Raw genomic sequence first — 23,949 nt, forward strand, 5'->3', positions numbered from 1 at the left:
ATCTTACACGAACATCACATTTTATTGATTTTAAACGATTTTCTTAGGTTTTGTAGAGAGAAAAGCTCTTGGAACTAGAGATTATCTAGGAAAAGAGGACTGGATCCCGAATTTGCGTGAGGTATTGTAACGCAGGAAAACTCGAACTTTAGCGGACGGGAAGGTTAGGCCCGCGCTCTCTTCGCATGCGACAAGATTCCTTTCGCAGGCGGCGCGCTCCGGCCAAGCATCACGTTTGACTGTACGGTTGAGGATTCTGTATGATGGACAAAAGCGGTCTTTTTGAACTACGTCACAAAGGAAGGGGATAACGATGCGTAAAGATCAACCGCCCGCTCAGCGCCTGTACCGGATCGGAGAGCTTTCCTCTTTGGCCGGCATCAGCCCGCGCACGATCGATTATTACACCAGCCTCGGTCTGCTTCTGCCGGCCAAGAGGTCGACCGGCAATTATCGCTTATACGATGACGAAACTTTAAGCAGACTGCATCGTATTGAACAATTAAAGGCGCAGAAGTTCTCCCTGGAAGAGATTCGGGAGCAGTTCGCCCCGCACAATCGCGTCGCGGGGGACGAAGCCGTCAACCGCAAGCTTGCGGACCTTCAAGTTCATCTCGCCCAGCTCGAACGGGAAGTCAAGGAGCTTGAACCGGTGCTCGAGCAATTGAAGCCCAGGCAGGCCAAGAGGCTGTACAGGGCGATTACGCCGCAAACCGCAGCCTGCGTCGAGGCTCTTCTTCTTCTTTTGGGGAAAAGTAACTTCATGTGAACAAGTTACCCTAATGGAGGTTGAACATCATGTTCTTTCACCCGATGGATTTTCTGATCATCATCGCCTTCGTATTGTCGCTATGGGCCCAATTCCGAGTCAAAGGGACGTTTAACCGCTGGTCACAGGTACCCGCCGCCAGCGGACTGACCGGCTACGAGGCGGCCAGACGAATGCTCGACTTAAACGGTCTGCGCGACGTCCCGGTCGAACCGGTGCCCGGCACGCTGTCCGATCACTACGATCCGATCGCCCGCGTCGTGCGGCTGTCGGAGCCCGTGTATTACGAACGTTCGATCGCCGCGATCTCGGTCGCCTGCCACGAAGTCGGACACGTTATCCAGCATCAGCATTCCTATCCGATGCTCGTGCTGCGTCACCGGATGTTCCCGGTCGTTCGCTTCGCCTCCGGCATCGCGCCGTTCCTGCTTCTGGCGGGCTTCCTGTTCAGCTCGCTCAATCTGATCGGCTTCGGGATCATCTTCTTCTCCGCCGCGGTCGCGTTCCAGCTTGTCACCTTGCCGGTCGAATTCAACGCCAGCTCGAGAGCCCGCGATCTGATGGTCGCGGAAGGGTTTATCCGCCGCGACGAAGAGCGCGGCGTCGCCAAAGTGCTGAACGCCGCCGCGCTGACCTATGTCGCCGCTGCGCTAATCTCGCTGCTCGAGCTCGTCAAATATATTCTGATCTTCACCAACAGCAATCGGGATTAACGCAATCCCGGTTAGACCAAGAAGGGGCGGCCCGGATCTCCAAGATCCTTCGGCCGCCCCTTCTTCCTCTATAACGACTTGTAATCGTTTTTGAAAAAATCCACCAGGAACGAATGGAAAATCTGCACGACAAGCGGCAGCTTCTCCGAGGAACGATGAATGATTCCGATCGTTCGCGTCACCTCGGGCTCGCTGATCTTCACCACGGCCGGCATCATCGAGCTCGTCTCGTACATCGCCATCTCCGGCAGCAGACTGACGCCCATTCCGGCCGCCACCAGCCCGCGGATCGTCCCCGACTCTTCGCTCTCGAAGCCGATGCGGGGCGTAAATCCGGCCTCCTTGCACGCATCCCAGACGATCGGACGCAGCGAGTAGCCGTTGCCGAACAGCACGAACGTCTCGTCCTTCAGCTCGCTTAGATTGATCGCTTCCTCGGCCGCCAGCGGATGATTGGTCGGCAGAATCGCGTACAGGCTTTCGGTCAGGATCACCTCTCCCGTCACCTGCTCGTTATTTTCCGGGAACGGCGAAATAAACGCGAGATCCACCTCGGCGTCTACGATGTCCCGGATCAGGGACGGGTACATGCCCTGCCGGAAGCGGAACTTGACGTTCGGATGTACTTTGCGGAAGGCGGCTACGACTTGGGGCACGAGATGAATGCCCAAGCTGTGCGGGAAGCCGAGGCGAATCTCCCCGACTTCGGGGTCGAGGAACTCGTGAATTTCCATGACGGCGCGATCGAGATCTCCGAGAATCGATTCCGCCCGCCGCAGAAACAGCTGGCCGACCGGCGTAAGCTGCACGTTGCGTCCCCGCTGCATGAACAGGCGTATGCCCAGCTCCTCTTCGAGACGGTGAATTTGCCTGCTTACCGCCGATTGAGCGACGTGAAGCTCCTCCGCCGCTTTCGTTACATGCTGGAGCCGAGCGACCTGCACGAAATATTCCAACTGCCTCAGTTCCACGCCCCCACCCCTTTTCCGCATACTGCCGACTTCCAATGATTGGACAACGGTATTCCATAACGATTATAATGATTACGGCAAACCTTATCAATGAAGGAGGATTTCGTCCCATGTCCCAAGAACGTTCCGTTTCTTTCAAAGGCAATCCGATTACGCTTGTCGGTCCGGAATTACAAGTCGGCGATTCCGCTCCCGATTTCTCGTTGCCGAAGAATCTGCTCGAAACTTCGTCCCTTCAAGATTTCGCGGGCAAAGTCAAACTCATCAGCGTCGTTCCTTCGATCGACACGGGCGTATGCGACGCGCAAACCCGCCGCTTCAACGAGGAAGCCTCCAAGCTCGGAGACAACGTCGCCATCCTGACCGTTAGCGCCGATCTGCCGTTCGCCCAAGCCCGCTGGTGCGCCGCCGCCGGAGTAGACCGTGTGTTCCTGCTGTCCGATTACAAGGACAACAGCTTCGGCAAAGCTTACGGCGTGTTCATTAAGGAATTCCATCTGGACATGCGCGCTATTTTCGTTCTCGATGCGAACGACCGCATCACCTACGTCGAAGTACTGAACGAAATGACCGAGCACCCGAACTACGAAGCGGCGATCGAAGCCGTCAAGAAGCTTCTCTAATCCGCAAAGCTATGCATGACAAAAGCGAGGACAGGCCAGGCGCCTTCCTCGCTTTATTATGTCGTGCGGAGCGCCTCTGTCTAAGCTTTGTGGCTCGACAGCTTGCGATCCAGCACGCTGTATATTTCCTGTATGTTCCGATAGTTCGCTCCGAGATCGCCAAGCGAGCCGCGGGAAGCGGAATAAATATCGACCGCCGTATTGCCAGGGCTTGTACCTACGAGCTGGATCGTAATGTCCATCGTCCGCCCGGACATCGACTTCTTCTCCATGACGATTTCCCCGACCGTCTGGACCTCGTGAAGAACTTTATAACCCTTCATTTTCTTCAGAATGGAGCTAATCTCATCCCAAGCGCGATCTTTCGAAAGGCGATAATAATGGGACTTAAGCTTCGGGTCTTTCGCCTTGTCGCTCGTATGTTCATGACTCCGGATCAATCCGATCAGAATCCGCTTCAAACGCTCTCTCTCCCTCCGAGTACCCTTGGCGCTACATTCTATCATACCACGCCTTACCCGGGGATTAAAGACCTATAAGACAGAAAAAACCCGCCATTGCCGTCCGACGTGCATGTTTCTGAACCTGCTTTGGCAGGTGGGTGCCCGCAACCCGGATTTTGACTTCCCTTTTCGAGGGCCTGTCAGCCGCCTGGCAATGTAGAGCTCCCTGGAAACAAACATTGGTTCAAAACAATAAAGCGTCGTAACGCACAGGGCAGGAATATCCCCATTATAAGCAGGCAAAGCGCAAAAGTAAAATCAATTAGCCTTGGGAGTTGTTCCCTTCGCCGACCGGTTCCTTCTCTTCTTCCGATTCGGACTCTTCCGCAGCCGCTTCGGCCTGCTCCTTCATCAGCATCATCTTCTGAATGACGATGTTGAAATTAAAGAACGTATAGACCGCGATAATGCTTCCGAAGAAGAACGGCAGCAAAAAGGTAAATCTCATGCTGATGGCAATGACGACCACCGCTCCGATCGCCATAGCCAGCGAGCGGAAAGGACGACCGATCGTCAAAATAAGCGCATTCTTGAACAGTTGAACCGTTTTCATATGAAAATGGGACAACAAAGAGAAGAAGTGAAGCATCGAGATAAGCAGCAGCAGCATTAAGGCGATAAAGAGATAGGCCAAAATTTGAAAACCGCTGATCTGCTTGAGATACACCTGGAAGTCGATAATCAGAATCGCGAACAACAAGGCATAAAATACGCCGCCGATCATCGCCTGAACGTAATTCTGCTTATAATTGCGGAAGAACGTCTTGAACAGCGGAACGTCGACGTCTCCAAGCACCCATTTCCGGGCGACCGAGAACATCGCCGAGGTCGCCGGAAACAAGGTAAAAGGAGCTGCGATCGCCATCATGATGACGGCGGAGATGAGGGTGCCTTCGGCATCCCCCTCCGCCGGCTGGCTGATAAACGGCGTAATGAACAAGAACCAAAACGGAAATGAAGTGAGAAGCCATAACACGTTAGTAACCGACAGCCTCATGATCCACTCGGATATTTTGTAGAAGCCGCCCATCATGCCCCGCATTTCCATGGGGAATCCTCCCTGATGACTGTTGGTCAGTTTACTGCTGCAGTTAGATCTTTACGAAATCCTCGTTCTGCGAGCGACTGCCGCGATAATCGTCTCTCCGTTCAGGCCGTCCGCCGCCTCCACCGCCGCCGCGATTGTCGCGGTAGCCGTTGTCGTCGCGGTTGCCGCCGTAACGGCTGCCTCCGCCGCCGTAAGGCTTGCGTCCGCCGTTATAGCCGCCCGGGCCGCGATCGTTGCGCCCTTGGCCGCCTTGGCGCCAGGAGCCGCCGCCTTGCCCGCCGCCGGACGATCCGCCGTAACGGCGTCCGCCGCCGCTTCCGTAGCCGCCGCTGCGCCCGCCTTCGAATTTGCGCTTCTTCGAGCGAACCGGATCCTCCGGAGTCAGCTCGATGTTGACGTCCTTCTTGTCGCCGTTCAGCAGCTTCAAGGCAGCCGCCAGCAATTCAACGGAGTCGTACTGCTCCAGCAGCTGCATGGCAACCCACTTGTAAGGGTTGACTTCCTCTTCGGAGCGAACGGTTTCCATGATGCGCTCGGCCAGCACCTTCTGCTTGCCTTCCATCGCTTCGGACAAAGTCGGGAGCATCTTCTTGGAGATGCGGTGACGGGTTACCTTCTCGATGAAGTGCAGGTGGTCGGTCTCGCGGTGCGTGACGAACGACCAGGAGGTTCCTTCCTTGCCCGCGCGGCCGGTACGGCCGATCCGGTGCACGTAGCTCTCCGGGTCCTGCGGAAGGTCGAAATTGATCACGTGGGTTACGCCGGATACGTCCAATCCGCGCGCCGCCACGTCCGTCGCCACCAGAATGTCGATGCTGCCGTCGCGGAACTTGCGCATAACGGCATCGCGCTGGTTCTGGGACAGATCGCCGTGCAATCCGTCGCAGGCGTATCCGCGCTTCATGAGCGCTTCGGACAGCTCGGCCACGCGGCGCTTCGTCCGGCCGAAGATAATGGCCAGCTCAGGCGGCTCCATGTCGAGCAGACGGCACAGGCCGTCGAACTTCATGCGCTCCTGAATTTCTACGTAATACTGCTGAATCGACGGGGCGCTAAGCAGCTTCGATTCGACTTTCACGTGCTCGGGCTCGCGCAGGAACTGCTGCGCCAGCTTCTGGATGTTCGCCGGCATCGTCGCCGAGAACAGCAGCGTCTGGCGCTCGTCCGGAACCAGCTTCAGGATCGATTGGATATCTTCCATGAAGCCCATGTCCAGCATTTCGTCGGCTTCGTCCAGCACGACCGTCTGCACGTCGTCGAGCTTGATCGTCCTGCGGTTGATGTGGTCGAGCAAACGACCGGGGGTTCCGATAATAATCTGCGGCTTCCGTCTTAACGACCGGATTTGACGTGAGATGTCTTGACCGCCATATATAGCCAAGGAACGCAGTCCCTTGAAACGTCCAAGCTTCTCAATTTCTTCCGATACCTGAATCGCGAGTTCGCGAGTCGGCGCCATGATCAAAGCTACAATGCGGTCCTCCGATGCGGAGATCTTGCTGATCATCGGGATACCGAACGCAGCGGTCTTGCCTGTGCCCGTCTGGGCCTGCCCGATCATGTCTTTGCCTGCGATGGCAACGGGAATAGCTTTCGCTTGGATTGGGGTCGCCTCTTCAAATCCCATCTCCGATATGGCTTGAAGTACGTCCGGCTCCAAACCAAACTCTGCAAATGTGCTCAAACTTTTTCAATCTCCTTCTGTGTTGGGCCTTCAACTTACGGCTTCCAAAAAAATGATCAGTTCATTATAGCACAAACCTGCCCGAAAACTCCAGTCTCAGGAAAAGAGTACCATTCGCTGCATGACCCTCTTGTCCCTGGGGAACCTATTCGTACGTCGTTGCGAGCGCCGCCGCAGGCGTTCCCGCGCGCGAGAGGAGTGCTTTCATGAAGAGGCTTGCCGTAATCGGTCCCGTATTTTTGATGATTTTAAGCGCCGCGGCCGTTGGCTTCGGCTTTCAGATGCTTCTGATTCCGGAGAAGCTGCTCAGCAGCGGGGTGTCCGGGGTAGCGATGGTCGTCGGCTACTTGACCGGCTGGAACATCGGCTGGCTTTATTTTGCCCTAAACGCGCCGATCCTGTTCTGGGGGTATCGCGTCCTTGGCCGGCGCTTCATCGGGCTCAGCATTGTGACCGTCGCCGCCACGTCTTTTTTCCTGCAGGTCATTCCGCTGGTCGAGCTGACGGACGATCGGCTGCTTGCCGCCGTGTTCGGCGGCGTGCTCGTCGGCCTGGGCACGACCGTATCGCTCCGCTACGGCGGCTCCACGGGCGGGTTCGACATTATCGCATCGGTCATATCGCGTTACCGCAACCTCCCCGTCGGCATCCTGATCGTGGCGCTCAACACGATCGTCGTGGCCGCGCTCGGTTTTCTCAAGGACGATTGGAACGCCGCCCTCTATTCTATGCTGTCGATCTACTTAACGGGAAAAGTAATTGACGCCGTACATACGCCGCATCATAAGGTGACCGCGTTTATCGTAACGAACCGCACGCAGGAGCTGGCCTCGAGATTGCTCGGCATGCCGAGAGGCGTGACGATTATTAAGACCCGGGGGGCGTTTACCAGCGAGGAGCGGGATATGCTGATGACGGTCACGACCCGTCTGGAGCTTGCCGGACTGCGCAAAATGATTAAGGAAATCGACGCCAAAGCTTTCGTTAACGTCGTCCAGACGGTCGATGTGATCGGGGATTTTCGCAAAAAATAAAGAAAATAAATCGAAAGGCGAAAATTCTGGATTTTTCAGCAAAATACTACAAAATACCTGTGTCTACTCCCCCCTAACTCGTTTATAATCTTGTTACAGAGCTTATGGGGAGAGAGTAGAATGAGTATTTTTTTGACGTTTTTTTTGCTGCTTAACAGCGTTTTGGGCGGAGGGCCGTCGGCCGGCAAACCGTCCGAAGGGCTATGGAACATAGTAAGGACCGCCATGCATCAATCGACGGCGCCCGGAGGCTTCGACGACGGATCGTCCGCCGTGCCGGAGGGAGACCCGCAGCCTGACGCCCCGGTCATTAAAGGGATTTACGTGACCGCGTACAGCGCCGGAGGGGAGCGGATGGCCACCCTGCTGGATTTGCTCGACCGCACCGATCTCAATTCGATGGTCATCGACATCAAGGACGACCTCGGCAACATTACGTACAAGACGGACAATCCGAAGCTTCAGGAGCTGGGCGATCCCCAGCCCTACATCAAGGACATCGGCAAAGTGATGACGACCTTGGACGAGCACGGCATTTATCCGATCGCCCGTGTCGTCGTCTTCAAGGACAGCGTGCTCGCCAAGAAGCATCCCGAATATTCCTTCGTGCAGAAGGACGGCTCGATCTGGCAGAACGGCAACAAGGACAAGTTCGTTAATCCGTATAGCAACGAAGTATGGGAGTACAACGTCGAAGTCGCCAAGGAAGCGGCCAAGCTGGGCTTCAAGGAGATCCAGTTCGACTACGTCCGCTTTCCGGAAGGCTTCGAGAAGCGGGCCGACGCCTTGAAGTACACGAAGAACGATCAGAGCCGCGTGGACATCGTGAGCGGCTTCGTCGAGTACGCCAAGCAGGAGCTGGAGCCGCTCGGCGTGCGAGTGTCCGTCGACATCTTCGGCTATGCCGCCTCCGTTCCCGCCGCCGAAGGCATCGGACAGGACTTTGTGAAAATTTCCAGCGGAGTGCACGTCATCAGCCCGATGATCTATCCGAGCCATTACAGCACCGGCTGGTTTAAGCAGAAGGACCCGGACAGGGCGCCGTACGAGACGATCAAGGGCGCAATGGACGACACGCACAAGAAGCTGGAGCCTCTTGGCGAGGACAAGCCGATTATCCGGCCGTGGATTCAGGACTTCACCGCCAAATGGCTCGGCAAAGGCCACTATATTCCTTACGGGGCGGCCGAGGTTCAAGCCCAGATCAAAGCGCTGAACGACAGCGGCGTCGAGGAATTCCTGCTGTGGAACGCCGGCAACCGCTATTCCGAAGGAGTTAAATATTAAGATGCACTTTTAAATCGTTGAACCAGCGCTCTCTTGACGGGCGCTGGTTCTTTTTTTGACCCGAGACGCAAGACACGAGAGGCGAGAAGCGAGACGCGCTTAAACGATCTTATCGGTGCCAGGGATGGACGAATAAGCACGTGCGGCGAGCTTAAACGATCCGGGGGAGCTGGAGACAGGCAGATAGGTATGTGTGAAGGGCTTAAATGCTTCGACGGGGCCAATGATGAGCGCATAAGTACTTGTGAGGGGCTTAAACGCTTCGACGAGACCGAAGAGGAGCGCATAGGCACTTGTGAGGGGCTTAAACGCTTCGACGAGGCCGAAGAGGAGCGCATAAGTACTTGTGAGGGGCTTAAACGCTTCGACGGGGCCGAAGAGGAGCGCATAGGCACTTGTGAGGGGCTTAAACGCTTCGACGGGGCCGAAGAGGAGCGCATAGGCACTTGTGAGGAACTTAATCGATCCGACGGTGCCGATGATGGGCGAATAGGTAAGGGTCCCCGCAAAGCAACCGGATTAAGCGTTCGAAGCTTAACGTTGCTTTGCGGGGAATCCTGCAAAGGGTGACAGATGCGGCTTATATCATTCCACAGATTATCGTTCGGTACAGTTCTGGCGACTTATAGCGGATCAGCCCCATCTGTCTATGCCCCATATTGTATGGAGTCCTGCTCCTACTATCGTTTGCCCGGCGAATACGGTTCGCCCAACGCTCCGGGAGCCCTCGAACGGCCCACGGCGCCGACGAGCACCAGAATGGTGAGCACGTACGGCAGCATGTAGATGAATTCCGGGGGCACGTGAGACGAGAAGTCGAACAATTGAAGCACGTTGTTGATCGACTGCGCGAATCCGAAAAACAGCGCTGCGCCGAGCGCGCCGAGCGGATTCCACTTGCCGAAAATGACCGCGGCCAGCGCGATGAAGCCTTGACCGGAGATCGTGTTGTGCGAGAACGAGCCGGTTGTCGTCATCGCGATCGTCGCGCCGCCGATGCCGGCGAGCACGCCGCTCATCAGCACGGCCGCGTAACGCATGCGCAGCACCTTGATGCCGACCGTGTCGGCGGCGCCGGGATGCTCCCCCACGGAGCGCAGCCGCAGGCCGAACGCCGTTTTGTACAGCATGTAATAGATCGCGCCGACCAGAATAAGCGCCAGATACGTTGTCGGATAAGCGTTGAACAAGCCTTCTCCGAGAATCGGAATGTCCGAGAGCAGCGGTATTTTGATTTTATGAAACACTTCGTTGACGAGCGCAGTGTCCCCGGCCCCATCGAATAACAGCTTGACAAGATACAAAGTCGAGCCGCCCGCGATAAAATTGATAACGATCCCGCTGACGACCTGATCGGCCCGGAACGTAACCGTCGCCACCGCGTGAATGAGCGCGAACAGAACGCCGAAGATCGCCCCGGCAAGGACGCCGATCCACGGAGACGCTGCTCCGAGACCCGCCTCCTGCGCCTTGTAGGCCGCTACGGCCGCCGCGAACGCTCCCGCGGTCATGAGTCCCTCCAGCCCGATGTTCACGACGCCCGAGCGCTCCGAAAGAATACCGCCTAACGCAGCCAGGATCAGCGCGGTCGAGAATACGAATGCGGTATTCAGCATATGACCAATCGTTGCCGCATCCATCTAGATCGCCTCCTCTTTGCGTTTCTTCCAGGCTGCCCGCTTCAGCAGCCAGCGGATAATTCCCGGCGCGGCGACGAAAAAGATGACCGAGCCGATGACGATGCGAATAATTTCCGGAGGCACGTTCGCGCCAAAGCTCATTTCGGCGGCGCCGTGCGATAAAACTCCGAACAAAATCGCGCCAAACAACACGCCTAACGGGTTGTTGCCCCCGAGCAGCGCGACGGCGATGCCGTCGAAGCCATGCCCGGTATGGCCGGCGGAGATCACCTGGTTATGGAACACGCCGAGCACCTGGAATACGCCCGCCAACCCCGCCAACGCTCCCGAGATGAACATCGCTTTGACGACGCTCTTGCTGACGCTGATGCCTGCATAGCTGGCCGCGTCCGGGTTCGCGCCAACGACCCTGAGCTCAAAGCCCTGCTTGGTGCGCCACAAGAAATAGTAGAAGAAAATGACGCCGAGCAGCGCCGCAACCATCCCCCAATGCATGCGCGCGTCGTCCATAAACCGCGACAGCCAGCCGATCGTTACGGAAGCCGAATCGTCCACCCTATACGATCTGCCCTTGCCCGGTTCAAGCAGGAACTGTCTTACGATGTAGTTTGCCAGATGCAGCGCGATCCAGTTGAGCATAATCGTCGTGATGACTTCGTTTACGCCTCTGGCCGCCTTCAGGTAACCGGCGATCATTCCCCACACGCCGCCCGCAAGCGCGCCGACGATAATCGCCAGCGGTGCATGAAGATACCAGGGAAGATGTACGGTGACGCCGATCACGGTCGCGCCGGTCATGCCCATAATGTACTGGCCTTCGGCTCCGATGTTGAATAGCCCCGTGCGGAAAGCGAACGCAACTGCAAGTCCCGTGAACAAAATCGGAGTAATCGCCGTCAGCGTCTCGCCGAAGTCGTACCGATGGCCGAACACGGCCCCCAGCAGGGAGCGATAAGCGAGTATCGGGTCGTAGCCGCCGAGCAGCATAATGACCGCCCCGACGATCAGGCCGAGCAGGATGGCGATCAGGGGGACGAGCGCGGACTCTTTCGTAAAAGCTTTAATCAGCTTGTTCACTGTCCGGCCCCCCCTGCTTCTGCTTATAGTCGGTCATCATCAGGCCGAGCTCCCGGTCGTTCGTCTCGGAAGGCTTGACCTCCCCGACGATTCGGCCTTCGTAGATGACCGCGATTCGGTCCGACAATTGCATGATCTCGTCCAACTCGTAGGAGACGAGCAGCACCGCCTTGCCCATGTTGCGCTGCTCCACGAGCCGCTTGTGAATGAATTCGATCGCGCCGACGTCCAGGCCGCGGGTCGGCTGGGCCGCGATCAGCACTTCGGGATTTTTGTCGACTTCCCTGGCGATGATCGCTTTTTGCTGATTGCCGCCGGACAGCGCCCGGGCATCTGTCATAATGGACGGAGTCCGCACGTCGAAATCCTTGACGAGCTTCTCCGCATGCTTGCCGATCGCCTTGTAGTCCAGAAATCCCCGCTTGTTGAATGGGGGCTGGTAATACGTTTCGAGCACCATATTGTCCCGTACCGGAAAATCGAGCACGAGCCCGTGCTTGTGGCGGTCTTCGGGAATCAGGGAGAGTCCCGCCTCGGAAATCGTTCGGGGCTTCTCCCCGGCCATCTCCGCGCCCGCGATCTTGATCGATCCGCCGGCGACCGAACGAAGTCCTGTCAGCGCCTCGATCAGCTCGCTCTGTCCGTTGCCCTCCACGCCCGCGATGCCGAGAATCTCTCCCCGCTTCAGCACGAACGACGTTCCGTTAAGCGCATTCAGCCCTTGGCGTCCTTTGACGACAAGGCCGTCGACCTCCAATATCGGCTCGCCGAGCGCGGCATCCTTCTTGTCGAGCTTAAGCGACACTTCCCGGCCGACCATCTTCTCGGCCAGCTGGTTCGGGTTGGTGCCGGCAACCGGCAAGCTGTCAATGACTTTGCCGCGGCGCACAATCGTCACGCTGTCGGCAATCGTCATAATTTCCTTCAGTTTATGGGTAATGAGCACGATCGACTTGCCCTGGGCGACCAGGTTGCGCATAATGACGAGCAGCTCCCCGATCTCTTGCGGAGTCAGCACCGCCGTAGGCTCGTCGAAGATCAGAATGTCCGCTCCGCGGTACAGCGTCTTCAAGATTTCGACCCGCTGCTGCATGCCGACCGAAATTTCGTCGATCTTTGCATAGGGGTCCACGTTTAAGCCGTATTGCTTGGATAACCGGTCGACCTGCTCGCCGGCCCGCTTCTTGTCCACCGCAAGTCCCATCCACTTCCGGGGCTCGCTTCCGAGAATGATGTTTTCCGCCACGGTAAAAGGATGCACCAGCTTAAAATGCTGGTGCACCATTCCGATACCGAGTTTAATCGCCTTGTTGGGCCCGTCTATGACGACCTGCTGCCCATTGACGAAAATTTCCCCTTCTTCCGGCTGGTACAGGCCAAACAGAACGTTCATAAGCGTCGACTTGCCGGCGCCGTTCTCGCCGAGAAGGGCGTGAATCTCGCCCTTCCTCAGCTTGAAGTCGACGCTGTCGTTGGCGACGATGCCGGGGAAACGTTTCGTAATGCCGCGCATTTCTACGACTGTTTTCGCCTGTTCCATAGTCGCACCCTTTATCGGTTAATGAATTACTCGGCCGTCGGCACCGTAATTTCGCCGCTGATGATTTTCTGCTTGTACTCTTCGACTTTGTCCAGAATGTCCTGAGGCACGTTGGCCTTGGAAGTGTCCGGCAAGCCCACCCCGTCGTCCTTGAGGCCGAGCGTCGTCACTTGACCGGCGGGGAATTTGCCCTCGATCATTTCCATCGACACGCGGTATACCGCTTCATCCACGCGCTTGAGCATGGACGTCAGCGTAACGTCGTCTCCGAACTCCAGCGATTGGTCCTTGTCCACGCCGATGACCCATACTTTCTTGTCCGCCGAAGCGTTCTTGTTGCGCTCCTTCGCTTCGTTGAAGACGCCGTTGCCCGTGGCGCCGGCCGCGTGGAAAACGATGTCGGCGCCGGCGTTATAGAGCGAAGCGGCCGCCGCTTTGCCCAGGTCCGCTTTGTCGAACGCGCCCGTATAGTTGATCTCGACCTTCGCGTCCGGGTTCACCGCGGCTACGCCGGCCAGGAAGCCGAGCTCGAACCGCTTGATGACCGGAATGTCGATGCCGCCGACAAAGCCGATTTTGTTCGATTTGGTCATCGATCCGGCCACTACGCCGACGAGGAACGCGCCTTCGTTCTCGGCAAACTTGATCGAAGCCACGTTGGGAGCCTGAACTTCGCCGTCGATGATCGCCAGCCGCGCGTCCGGATTTTTGTCCGCGGACTCCTTTACGGCGTCCTCGAGCAGAAAGCCGATGCCCCAAGTAAGGTTGTAGCCGTCGCGCACGAATTTGTTCAGGTTCGTTAAATAGTTAGAAGCTTCTTTGCTCTCGAGATTTTTGACTTCCGCGCCCGTGTCGGCCTTAAGCTTGTTCAGCCCTTCCCACGCGCTCTGGTTAAACGACTTGTCGTTGATGCCGCCGACGTCGGTGACCATCGCGAACTTGAAGTCTTTGCCGTCCACCGTCTGGCCCGGCGCCGCGCTTTCGCTTGGGGAAGCGCTCGGCGATTGGCTCGGGCTGGCCGCGCCGCCTCCGTCGTTGTTGTTTTTTGCTCCGCATGCCGTCAAGGTCAAAGAAGCGGCCAGCATAATTCCGGTAAGAAGCTTGGTCGATTTATTCATTGTTTTCGCTCTCCTTCTATTGAGGTAGAGAATTCCGGCGTTCCGTCTCCGATCGGACGTTGGCCGCGCTCCCTCTTACAGCCGCTGTACAACCGCCTTCACCAAAGCGATAAACTTCGGCTTCGTGCGATTCGCGACCTCGATCACCTGCTCGTGGCTGAGCGGTTCGAGATGCTCGCCGATCGCCATGTCGGTCACGCAGGAAATTCCGATTACCTTCATCGCCATATGGCTCGCCACGATCGCCTCCGGCACGGTGGACATGCCTACCGCGTCGCCGCCCATCAATCCCAGCATCGTAAGCTCCGCCGGCGTCATGTACGACGGACCGGTAATTCCGGCGTATACGCCCTCTTTGACGCCGATTCCCAGCGTCTGCGCCGTCTCGCGAACAAGCTTGAGCAAATCTGGTGTGTACGCTCGGCTCATGTCCGGAAAACGGGGACCCAGCTCGGGCTCGTTGGCGCCAATCAGCGGATTCGCTCCGGTCATGTTCAGATGGTCCCGGATGAGCATCAAGTCTCCCGGCTCGAAGCCCGGATTCATGCCCCCGCACGCGTTGGTGACGATGAGATGATCGACTCCGAGCGCCTTCATGACGCGAACCGGAAAAGTCACTTCCTGCATCGTATAGCCTTCGTAGTAATGAAACCGCCCCTGCATCGCAATTACCGTCTGATCTTGAAGCCGGCCAATGACAAGCTGACCCGCATGGCCCTCCACCGTCGACACCGGAAAATGCGGAATCGACTCGTAAGCGATCCGAACCGCATCTTGAATGTCGTCGGCAAGCTCGCCCAAGCCGGAGCCGAGAATCAGTCCGATGCGCGGCCGGCTTGAGATCAAAGACTGAATATGCGCTGTCGCCTCATTCATTCTTTGCAGCAATTGGCCCATTATTGTTTCACCCCCTTTAAAAGTATTACCCAATCCCGCCAATCTCCCGTCCGACTTTACGCGTCCGCATGCACCTCGCCGACGACCAGCGCGGGCGGCCGAACCGGCTCCGGGCGAACCGTTATCGCTTCGTAGATGCGGGCAATCGCTTCCTCCGCGCCGATCTCATTGGCGTGCACGGTCGCGAGCGGCTCGCCGGCCTGCACCGGATCGCCGATCTTCTTGCGCAGCACGATGCCGACCGCCAGGTCGATCCGCGACTCCTTCGTCGCGCGCCCGGCTCCCAGCAGCATCGCCGCCAGCCCCATCCGTTCGGCGGCGATCGCGGCCACATAGCCCGACTCCCTGGCCGGCACCTCGATCAGCCGCTTGGCCGCGGGCAGCCGCTCGGGCTCGTCCACGACCGAAGCGTCGCCTCCCTGCGCCGTCAGGAACGCCTTGAACTTCTCCAGCGCCTCGCCGCTCTCGATCGCCCGCTCCAGCATCACCCTCGCTTCCTCCCGGTCCGTAGCGACTCCCGCCAGGACGGCCATATGGCTGCCCAGCGTCAGGCACAGCTCCGTCAGATCGGCCGGCCCCCGGCCGCGGAGCGTATCGATCGCCTCCTTGACCTCCAGGGCGTTGCCGATCGCGTTGCCGAGCGGCTGGCTCATGTCCGACAGCACGGCAACCGTCTTTCTTCCGACGCGGCTGCCGATATCCACCATGCAGGCTGCAAGCTCCTCCGCCTCGGACATTTCCTTCATGAAAGCTCCGTCGCCCGTTTTGACGTCGAGCACGATGGCGTCCGCCCCGGAAGCGATCTTCTTGCTCATGATGGAGCTGGCGATCAGCGGAATCGAATTCACCGTACCGGTTACGTCTCTAAGCCCGTACAGCTTCTTGTCGGCGGGCGTCAGCCTGTCGCTCTGGCCGATGACGGCCAGCCCGTTGCGGTTGACCAGCTCGATGAACTCGTCGCTGCCGATTTCCACGTGAAAACCCGGAATCGACTCCAGCTTGTCGATCGTGCCGCCGGTATGGCCGAGTCCTCTTCCCGACATCTTCGCTACGGGAACGCCGACGGAGGCGACCAGCGGAGCCAGCACCAGCGTTGTCGTATCCCCGACGCCGCCCGTGCTGTGCTTGTCCACCTTGACGCCCGCGATGCCGCCGAGATCGATCGTCTCTCCGGAATCGACCATGGCCATCGTCAGGCTCGCTCTTTCCTCCGGCGTCATGCCGCGGAAAAATATCGCCATCGCCAGAGCCGACATCTGATAATCCGGAATCGAGCCGTCCGTATACCCCTGGATCAGATACCGGATTTCCGCTTCCGTCAACTCGCCGCCGTCTCTTTTTTTCGTAATCAGATCTACGGTTCTCATCGCGCGCCCCCCTTAGTACCCTTGGGCGGTTCCGCCCGTAACGATCGCGATCGAGGAGCTGGCGCCGAGCCTCGTCGCCCCGGCCTCGATCAGCTTGCGGGCCGTGTCGAGATTCCGCACGCCGCCCGAAGCCTTGATTCCCATCCCGGGTCCGACGACGCCGCGGATCAACGCGACATCCTCGACCGTCGCGCCGCCCGGGCCGAAGCCCGTGGACGTCTTTACGAAATCGGCCCCCGCTTCCTTGCTTATCCGCGAAGCCGTCCGTTTCTCCTCGTCGGTCAAATAACACGTCTCGATAATGACCTTCACCGCGGCTTGGCCCCGGCACGACTGCACAACCTGCTCGATATCGTTCTTCACGGCGGCCGTCTGGCCGGATTTCAAAGCTCCGACGTTCAGGACCATATCGATCTCGGTCGCGCCGGCGCGGATCGCGTCGCCGGCCTCCGCCGCCTTGATTGCCGTGGAGCTCGCTCCCAGCGGGAAGCCGATCACCGTCGTGACGCCGACCGGACTGCCGGCCAGCTCCCTTGCGGCCGTCGGGACCCAATATGGATTCACGCATACCGTCGCGAACCCGTATTGCTTCGCTTCCGCGCAAAGGCGGACAATTTCCTGCTCCGTGCTTGTTGCCGATAATAGCGTATGGTCGATCGTTGCTGCGATTTGTTCCGGGGTCATGGGGATCATTCTCCTACAGGTCTGTTTTTTGAAGCAAATCTTTGGCCGTAATTTGATCCGTCACCAACGTGTTGCCGTATTTGCCGCGCAGAGCGCCCCAGATCGCGTTCACCTTGGAGGCTCCCCCGGCGACGAGGATGGCGTGCTCCTTCTTCCGAAGATCGGAAAGCTCGATGCCGACCGTGCGTTCGTTCAGGCCCGGAAGGCAAATCTCGCCGTTAATGTCGAAATAGCGCGAGCAGATATCGCCGACGGCCTTCGTCTTAATCGTCTCCAATTCCTCGCTGCGCATATAGTTCGAATTGATCAACACCGAATCGGGCGTGGGCGCGCCCGCCGTAAATACGGCGATGTTGGCATGCTGCCCCATGTCCATTACCCTGCGGATATGCCGATCGGTCAGCATCGCCTGCTTGACGAGAATGTGGTCGACGATCGCCGGCAAATACATGAAATAAGGAGTTACGTTAAACGCCTTGCCGAACAGATGGACGATCTCCGAAGGCGAGATAAGAATGTCCGCATCGCTTACGCCGCCATTCAATTGAACGACAAAGGAGTTGTTCAAAGACTTCGTCTTCAAATGAAGCGCGACCTGGTACATCGTCGAGCCCCAGGAAGCCCCGATCGTGTCCCCGTCCTTCGCCAGCTCCATCACGTAGGCGGCGGCCGCTTGGCCGATATACTTCTTGACGACGCTGTCGTCGTAGGTCGGAGTGAACGCGACGACGGCGTTCTTCAATTGAAACCGCTCGATCAGCAAGCGCCGCAGAACCTCGACATCCTCCGTCGGATCTTTGATCTCGATCGTAACGACGCCTTCCGACTTCGCCAGCTGCAGGAGCCGCGATACGGTCGGCCGGGATACACCCAGCGCTTCGGCGATCTGATTTTGGCTGTAATCCAGCTGGTAATACAGCTTGGCGGCTTCCACGACTTTCCTGATTTTGTCGTTATCCAACAAAGTTCACACCATTCGCTGCGCTGATTTTGAAATTTTGTATCAAATAAAATGAAATTATGTTCTCTCATCCGCTATTATAATGGATATAAGCATTCCGCGCTAGGGCGAAATACATACAAAAAAAGCCGCTCCCCATGGATCGGGAACGGCTTGATTTTGTCGTCTCTTCCCAACAATCTCGGCTTACTGGGCCAAACGCAACGCCAGGTTGTACAGATCCAGATTAAACGTCTTCTTCGTGTTCACGACTTTGTCGATATCCGTCGCCACGAATTCGCCGTTGACGATGCCGATCCCTTTGGCGGAATCCCCTTCGATCAGGCGCTGTACGGCGTAATCGGCCAGCCGGCTCGCCAGAATGCGGTCGTTGTGCGTCGGCGTCCCGCCGCGCTGAATGTGGCCGAGCACCGTTACGCGCGGCTCGATGCCGCTGTATTCGATGATGTTCTTCGCCACTTCTTCCCCGGAGCACACGCCTTCCGCCACGACGACGATGCCATGCCGTTTGCCCTTCTGGAAATTGTCCTTCATCCGCAGCGAAATTTCCTTGATATCGAACGGAACCTCGGGAACCAGAATCGCCTCCGCCCCGCTGGCCAGGCCCGCGTACAACGCGATGTCGCCGCAATGGCGACCCATCACTTCGACCACCGACGATCTCTCGTGCGAGGTCATCGTGTCGCGCAGCTTGTTGATGGCGTCCACGACGATGCTGACCGCCGTATCGAAGCCGATCGTGAAGTCGGTGAACGCGATATCGTTGTCAATCGTGCCGGGCAGGGCCATCGTCTTGATGCCCAGCTTGCTCAGCTTGTTCGCGCCCTGGTACGAGCCGTCGCCGCCGATGACGACCAGGCCGTCGATCTCGTGCTCGCGCAGCACGTCCGCGCCGCGCTGCTGGCCTTCCGGCGTCACGAACTCCTTGCAGCGGGCCGTCTGCAGAATCGTGCCGCCGCGCTGAATGATATCGCCGACGCTGCGCAGATCCATCGGTCTCAGATCGTGATTGATCAGCCCCTGATAGCCTCTTTGCACCCCGTAAACCTCAATGCCACGGAACAACGCGCTTCTTACGACGGCGCGAACCGCCGCGTTCATCCCCTGCGAATCTCCGCCGCTCGTCAATACCGCGATCTTCTTTACTGCACTCATCTTCCCAATTCCTCCCCGTAATCCTAAACCTTTACATCGCTTTTCTTATCCAATGGCTGTTCAGCCAGAAAAACACCCTTGTCCACGGACTGCCTTTCATGAGCCTGCGGGCGGTCTGCCGCACGTCCCGTTGATCCCGCACTTTCGGATCGGACAAGTACAGCGCGACGAGCCCTTCGACGATCATCCGGTGAAAATGTCCGAACGGCAGCCCTTCGGCGGCTGCCCTTGCGGCTTGAACCATCCGCTCCATCCGCTCGTTGAGCATCGGCTGATCGGCGTAATAACTGCAAAAGTTCAAATCTCCGCCTTCCCGGTCTTCCGCCTGATCGATCAAATAATCGAGCAAAATGTGCAGCCCGCAGATGGAAGGAAAATACCGGTTGCGGATTTCCGCCGCCTGACGGTCGTCCAGCTTCGGATCGCTGGCGGCCAGGAAAAGCATGAACATGCCCAGCGTCGAGCCCGTCGCCGCCGCGAACTCGTTCCAGCGCAGCTCCGGATAGGAAGCCGCATGCTTGTCCCACCAAGCCAGCAGCTCGCGCTCCCGCTTGGCCGGATCGATGTGCTTGTATACCTGGAGATCGCCATACAGCTTCACCAGCTCCGTCACGAACGGCTGCACCTTGGCATAGGCGGGCAGCTGCGCCACCTGCTCCCGGCACGTCCGCACCAGAGCCGCCAGGTAACCCCCGTCGTCCTGCTCCTCCCGCAAGGCGTAATAATTGCGGGTATCGGCTTCGGGAGTCACCGCGTCGAGCATGCTCTGATGCAGCAGGCGAAAGTCGTTCGGATCCAGCGAAGTGCTGCGATCGCACAGATTGTCGAGATAGTCGCTGATCGTCTGCAGCGCGACGATCAGCGGGATGAGCACATGCCGCCGTTCCAGGTTCGCCGCGGCGTAGACGCCGCCGCCTTCGCAGTGGAACTGCTTGCCGGCAATGCTGTCCAGCGCCTGCTTGCGCAGCTCCGGATCGGGAATGGTCCCCGCCATGTCGCGCCATCGTCCCAGCTCGGCCCGGACCTCCGGCAAAATATACTTGTACACCCTCTTCATTAAAGAAAACGGACCGCGAGGTGATCGGCCCGCCAACAACGCTTCATTCGTCATCTCGTAGGGCCCTCCGCAATGCTCTAACCGTTATGCGGCTTCGCCGACGGTTCCAGCTCCTGCCGGGTGCGAAACCAAATATTCAAGTCGTTGATCCTGCTCGCCAGATCGGCGATATCTCCGTTAATGCGGCAGGAACTGGCGAAATCCTCTTCCTCGAACAACAGCCTCTGCTTGACCCGAATGGCCTCCTCCAAAGCGAAGATCCGATCCGGGATCCTCCCGCGAATCGTCTCCCACCTGGCTATGACCGCGATTTGGCATTCGGGCGTCAGCTCCTCCCAATCTTTCTCCAGAGCGGGAAGCGCAATGCCGTGCCTCTCGCTGTAAGCGAACTGCCGGTCGAGCCACTCGTCTATCCGCATGTTTATCACCCGGTCTTGTGTCCGACAAAGCCTCTAAATTTGCTTTATTCTTTAATTTATCATTTTGCAGAGTTGAAATCCAGTTTTTATTCCCCGAAAATGATCCCCGAATATCGCGAATAATCTGCTATAATACTAGCTAACTCGACAAACGGACGCCCGCCGTCCGAAGGAGCTTATTATGCCGCATGCTAACGAGCCGGTCTCGCTGAGACGGCTTTTGCTGTTTTTCATTCCGATGGGGATCTCGGTGCTGCTGATCAATCTGTCGCACGTCATCATTAACGGAACGCTGGCCCGTTCGGACAATCCCGAGATCATCCTGGCCGGCTACGCCCTGGCCATGAGCCTGCTGGTCGTGACCGAGAAGCCGGCCGTGCTGTTCCGCCAGACCTGCTCCGCGCTCGTGCGCGACCGCGTGTCCTTCCGGGCCGTCCGGCGGATCAGCTTCTTCGTCTTTGGGGCCGCGCTTGTCTTCGGAGCGACGATCGCCTACACCCCCGTCGGCCATTGGGTGTTCGGAGGGGCGTACGGAGCCGATCCGGTCGTGGAACGGGAAGCGGTGCACGCCTATTACGCGCTCATGTTTTTATCCGTATTTTCAGGCGTCCGCTGTCTCTATCAAGGCGTCATTATCTATAAAATGAGAACGAAATGGCTGACGATCGCAATGGTGTTCCGGCTTGCCGGCATGTTCCTGCTGTCCCAATATTTTCTGTACGTCGGTGTCGACAGCGCTTTGCAGGGAACGGTCATTTTCGTATTCGGCATGATGATTGAAGCGGGGTTAAGCTGGTGGGAATCGAGCAAACTGATCAAGCAGCTGCCGGAAAAAGACGAGGAATGCGAAATTACGGAGCCCAAGCAGGTGGCCCGGTTTTACAACCCGCTTCTCTACTCGTCGTTGATTGTCGTATGGGTGCTGCCGATTCTGAACGCCCTGCTCGGCACGACCGATCGGGGCACGCTCGCCGTCGCTTCGTTCGCCGTAGCCGGCAGCCTGATGAATCTGGTCTTGGGCTTTTTTACTTATTTTCATCAGATCGCTCTGCTGTTCGTCAAATCCAACCCGGCCATCGTGCGCAAATTCACGCTGATGCTCGGATTTATTCCTCCGCTGCTGCTCTCGCTGATGGCGTTCACGCCGATCGGCGAATGGATGTTTTCCCATATCCTCGGCGTGAAGGACGAGCTGTTGGCGGCTTGCACCCATGCCTTGCGCGGCTTTCTGCCGTTCGTGCTCGTCTTTCCTTGGCTCGATACGCTTAACGGCATCGTCATGGCACACGGAGAGACGAAGCTGATGTTCGGCTCGCAGGTGGCCAACGCGATCATAACCGCGCTGACGATCGTCCTGCTCGTCCTGCTGATCCCCTCGTGGAACGGCGTGCTGGGCTCGCTTGCCCAATCGGCCGGTGTGTTCGCCGAGGTGTTGTTCCTGACCTGGCTGTTCCGCCGCAGCCATCGGACGGCCAAGCTGGCCGCTTAGCTTCAAGAATAGGAGACTCGCGAATGAGTAACAGCTTAATAATGCGCGGCCAGCTGTTTGTGCTGCGCTTGCTCCAATTTGCCAATTATGCGGCCATGGTGCTTCTGGTCACCTACTTCCCGCTTTACTTCGAAAGCCTCGGCTTCTCGAAGCTGCAGATCGGCGCGATCTATTCGGTCGGACCGTTCTTGTCCATCGTATCCAATCTCGTCGTCGGCATCGTCAGCGACCGGATGAAAAATTTGCCCCGGATTCTGAATTTGCTGTACCTTATGCAGATTCTCGCGCTCGCTCTGCTGCTGCCGCAGCGGGAATTCGTGATTATGGCCGCCATTATGGCGCTGTTCTACCTGTTCCAGACACCGAACAATACGATGCTGGACAGCGTCTCCCTGCTGGCCGCCGAGCGAATGAAGATCAGCTTTCCTTCGATCCGGATGTTCGGCTCGCTCGGCTACGCCGTATGCGCCGTCGTTTTCGGCCAAATTCTGAAGGCATTCGGCTCGAATCTGACCGTCTGGCTTCTGCTCGGCGTCCTCTTCGTCTCGTTTGTCGTCTCCTTCTTCGTCGGAGACTACCAGGCCACGCTGCGCAAATTCGAATTTCGCGGATTGTGGCAGCTGCTTCGCCGCAAGGATACGCTCGTGTTCTTCGGATTGATCCTGGTCATCTCGGTCGCGCATCGGACGAACGAAGGATTTCTCTCGGTCGCCATGCGGGAGATCGGGGCCGACGAATCCGTGATTGGCTATGCCGCGCTCGCCTCCGCCGTCAGCGAGATTCCGATGTTTTTCCTGCTCTCCAGGTACGGTCACCGGTTTCGCGAATATCCGCTGCTCGCGATCGCCAGCGCGTTCTACGTCGTCCGTCTCCTCCTGCTCAGCCAGGCCGACGAGCCCTGGATGATGGTCGCGCTGCAGATGATGCACTGCGTTACCTTCGCGATCTTCTACATTACCGCCCTGCGCGGCCTGCAATCGCTCATCCCCGACGAATACCGCTCGTCGGGCCAGGCCGTGTTCGCCGTCGTCTGGGCGGGTCTGGCCGGAGTCATAGCGGGGACGCTCGGCGGCTGGATGTACGACTCGTTCGGGCTGTCGCGCGTCTTTCAGACCGGCGCTGTCTTCGCCCTGATCGGCACGATCGGCTTCCTTGCCGCCCATCTTCGCCGACGTTAAATGTCCGCACAGATTAAAGAGGCCATCCCTTAAGTCTCCGAGTGCAGCAATTGGACGAACCTCCTACTCCCCCCCCCTCTTTACGGCCCGGCAGGCCAGCCGTCAGGCCATTCGAACGCTGCCCGCTTTAGCCCGGTCTGGGAGACCGTTACGCGGGCCCATTCGGGCAGATGCACGCTTTTAGCGGTCTGGGAGACCGTTACGCGGGCCCATTCGGGCAGATGCCCGCTTTTAGCGGTCTGACAGACCGTTACGCGGGCCCATTCGGGTAGATGCCCCCTTTTAGCGGTCTGGCAGACCGTTACGCAAGCCCATTCGGGCAGACGCCCGCTTCGGTCTGCCAGACCGTTACGCAAGCCCATTCGGGCAGTTGCACGCTTTTAACGGTCTGCCAGACCGTTACGCAAGCCCATTCGGGCAGTTGCACGCTTTTAACGGTCTGCCAGACCGTTACGCAAGCCCATTCGGGCAGATGCCCCCTTTTAGCGGTCTGCCAGACCGTTACGCAAGCCCATTCGGGCAGATGCCCGCTTTTAGCGGTCTGGGAGACCGTTACGCAAGCTCATTCGGGCAGATGTACGCTTTTAGCGGTCTGGCAGACCGTTACGCAAGCTCACTCGGGCAGATGCCCGCTTTTAAACATTCCTGTAGAGTCTAAGATTTACGCTTGGACAAAGCAAAAAGCACCTCGTATGATGGGGGTTGAACGGATCAATGTCCTAAACCCATCAGGAG

The 23,949-nt window shown here is 57.9% G+C and carries 22 protein-coding genes and 1 other RNA gene; 7 read left to right on the forward strand and 16 right to left on the reverse strand.

Annotated elements, in window-relative coordinates; genetic code table 11:
• Positions 1 to 313: 313 nt before the first annotated feature.
• Positions 314 to 769, forward strand: coding sequence for a MerR family transcriptional regulator (locus tag ACFFT4_RS25165; protein ID WP_378051725.1), 456 nt, complete (start codon positions 314 to 316; stop codon positions 767 to 769).
• A 29-nt stretch (positions 770 to 798) separates the two neighbouring features.
• Complete coding sequence (locus tag ACFFT4_RS25170; RefSeq protein ID WP_378051726.1) at positions 799 to 1,482, forward strand: zinc metallopeptidase; 684 nt, start codon at positions 799 to 801, stop codon at positions 1,480 to 1,482.
• A 68-nt stretch (positions 1,483 to 1,550) separates the two neighbouring features.
• Here ACFFT4_RS25170 and gltC read toward each other — a convergent pair whose 3' ends face one another.
• Positions 1,551 to 2,453: a glutamate biosynthesis transcriptional regulator GltC gene (gene gltC / locus ACFFT4_RS25175; protein WP_378051753.1), complete on the reverse strand. Its 903-nt coding sequence runs from the start codon at positions 2,451 to 2,453 to the stop codon at positions 1,551 to 1,553.
• Between the two features lie 110 nt (positions 2,454 to 2,563).
• Between gltC and tpx the strand changes: the two genes are divergently transcribed.
• On the forward strand, positions 2,564 to 3,076 hold the full coding sequence (gene tpx, locus ACFFT4_RS25180; RefSeq protein WP_378051727.1) for a thiol peroxidase: 513 nt from the start codon (positions 2,564 to 2,566) through the stop codon (positions 3,074 to 3,076).
• Between the two features lie 80 nt (positions 3,077 to 3,156).
• Here the strand turns inward: tpx and ACFFT4_RS25185 are convergent, their stop codons facing one another.
• The 4 genes from ACFFT4_RS25185 to cshA form a co-directional block, all read right to left on the reverse strand.
• The gene (locus ACFFT4_RS25185; RefSeq protein ID WP_378051728.1) at positions 3,157 to 3,582 is read right to left on the reverse strand and encodes a DUF1499 domain-containing protein; all 426 of its coding nucleotides are present in this window, start codon (positions 3,580 to 3,582) and stop codon (positions 3,157 to 3,159) included.
• A gap of 38 nt (positions 3,583 to 3,620) precedes the next feature.
• Positions 3,621 to 3,803: non-coding RNA, 6S RNA (ssrS, locus tag ACFFT4_RS25190), on the reverse strand.
• 38 nt (positions 3,804 to 3,841) lie between these two features.
• On the reverse strand, positions 3,842 to 4,627 hold the full coding sequence (locus tag ACFFT4_RS25195) for a YesL family protein (protein WP_378051729.1): 786 nt from the start codon (positions 4,625 to 4,627) through the stop codon (positions 3,842 to 3,844).
• A 43-nt stretch (positions 4,628 to 4,670) separates the two neighbouring features.
• Entirely contained in the window at positions 4,671 to 6,311 is a 1,641-nt protein-coding gene (gene cshA / locus ACFFT4_RS25200) for a degradosome RNA helicase CshA (RefSeq protein ID WP_378051730.1), read from the reverse strand.
• A 206-nt stretch (positions 6,312 to 6,517) separates the two neighbouring features.
• Here cshA and ACFFT4_RS25205 point away from each other — a divergent pair, with 206 nt between their 5' ends.
• Positions 6,518 to 7,345 (forward strand): YitT family protein, encoded by an 828-nt coding sequence (locus ACFFT4_RS25205; protein WP_378051731.1) that lies wholly within the window; start codon positions 6,518 to 6,520, stop codon positions 7,343 to 7,345.
• A gap of 120 nt (positions 7,346 to 7,465) precedes the next feature.
• The gene (locus ACFFT4_RS25210; RefSeq protein WP_378051732.1) at positions 7,466 to 8,632 is read left to right on the forward strand and encodes a putative glycoside hydrolase; all 1,167 of its coding nucleotides are present in this window, start codon (positions 7,466 to 7,468) and stop codon (positions 8,630 to 8,632) included.
• A 680-nt stretch (positions 8,633 to 9,312) separates the two neighbouring features.
• Here the strand turns inward: ACFFT4_RS25210 and ACFFT4_RS25215 are convergent.
• The 11 genes from ACFFT4_RS25215 to ACFFT4_RS25265 form a co-directional block, all read right to left on the reverse strand.
• Positions 9,313 to 10,272 carry an ABC transporter permease gene (locus tag ACFFT4_RS25215; protein ID WP_378051734.1) on the reverse strand — a complete coding sequence of 320 codons (960 nt, stop codon included), beginning with the start codon at positions 10,270 to 10,272 and terminating at the stop codon, positions 9,313 to 9,315.
• Positions 10,273 to 11,349: an ABC transporter permease gene (locus ACFFT4_RS25220; RefSeq protein ID WP_378051735.1), complete on the reverse strand. Its 1,077-nt coding sequence runs from the start codon at positions 11,347 to 11,349 to the stop codon at positions 10,273 to 10,275.
• Complete coding sequence (locus ACFFT4_RS25225; RefSeq protein ID WP_378051736.1) at positions 11,333 to 12,889, reverse strand: ABC transporter ATP-binding protein; 1,557 nt, start codon at positions 12,887 to 12,889, stop codon at positions 11,333 to 11,335. The genes ACFFT4_RS25220 and ACFFT4_RS25225 overlap by 17 nt, the downstream gene beginning before the upstream one ends.
• A 26-nt stretch (positions 12,890 to 12,915) precedes the next feature.
• Entirely contained in the window at positions 12,916 to 14,007 is a 1,092-nt protein-coding gene (locus tag ACFFT4_RS25230; RefSeq protein ID WP_378051738.1) for a BMP family lipoprotein, read from the reverse strand.
• Between the two features lie 75 nt (positions 14,008 to 14,082).
• Positions 14,083 to 14,904: a purine-nucleoside phosphorylase gene (locus ACFFT4_RS25235; protein WP_378051739.1), complete on the reverse strand. Its 822-nt coding sequence runs from the start codon at positions 14,902 to 14,904 to the stop codon at positions 14,083 to 14,085.
• Between the two features lie 56 nt (positions 14,905 to 14,960).
• A complete protein-coding gene (locus ACFFT4_RS25240) occupies positions 14,961 to 16,271 on the reverse strand; it encodes a pyrimidine-nucleoside phosphorylase (protein WP_378051740.1) in 1,311 nt (436 codons plus the stop codon).
• 12 nt (positions 16,272 to 16,283) lie between these two features.
• Entirely contained in the window at positions 16,284 to 16,955 is a 672-nt protein-coding gene (gene deoC / locus ACFFT4_RS25245; protein ID WP_378051741.1) for a deoxyribose-phosphate aldolase, read from the reverse strand.
• Between the two features lie 13 nt (positions 16,956 to 16,968).
• A complete protein-coding gene (gene deoR, locus ACFFT4_RS25250) occupies positions 16,969 to 17,916 on the reverse strand; it encodes a DNA-binding transcriptional repressor DeoR (RefSeq protein WP_378051742.1) in 948 nt (315 codons plus the stop codon).
• A 186-nt stretch (positions 17,917 to 18,102) separates the two neighbouring features.
• On the reverse strand, positions 18,103 to 19,071 hold the full coding sequence (gene pfkA / locus ACFFT4_RS25255; RefSeq protein ID WP_378051743.1) for a 6-phosphofructokinase: 969 nt from the start codon (positions 19,069 to 19,071) through the stop codon (positions 18,103 to 18,105).
• 31 nt (positions 19,072 to 19,102) lie between these two features.
• Positions 19,103 to 20,182, reverse strand: coding sequence for a tetraprenyl-beta-curcumene synthase family protein (locus ACFFT4_RS25260; RefSeq protein ID WP_378051744.1), 1,080 nt, complete (start codon positions 20,180 to 20,182; stop codon positions 19,103 to 19,105).
• 23 nt (positions 20,183 to 20,205) lie between these two features.
• Complete coding sequence (locus ACFFT4_RS25265) at positions 20,206 to 20,547, reverse strand: hypothetical protein (protein WP_378051745.1); 342 nt, start codon at positions 20,545 to 20,547, stop codon at positions 20,206 to 20,208.
• Between the two features lie 181 nt (positions 20,548 to 20,728).
• Between ACFFT4_RS25265 and ACFFT4_RS25270 the strand changes: the two genes are divergently transcribed.
• Together ACFFT4_RS25270 and ACFFT4_RS25275 are read left to right on the forward strand one after the other, a co-directional pair.
• Entirely contained in the window at positions 20,729 to 22,036 is a 1,308-nt protein-coding gene (locus tag ACFFT4_RS25270) for a multi antimicrobial extrusion protein MatE (protein WP_378051746.1), read from the forward strand.
• 23 nt (positions 22,037 to 22,059) lie between these two features.
• A complete protein-coding gene (locus tag ACFFT4_RS25275; RefSeq protein ID WP_378051747.1) occupies positions 22,060 to 23,214 on the forward strand; it encodes an MFS transporter in 1,155 nt (384 codons plus the stop codon).
• Positions 23,215 to 23,949: the final 735 nt, after the last annotated feature.

This window comes from Cohnella cellulosilytica (assembly GCF_042431195.1).
Taxonomy (GTDB): Bacteria; Bacillota; Bacilli; order Paenibacillales; family Paenibacillaceae; genus Cohnella; species Cohnella cellulosilytica.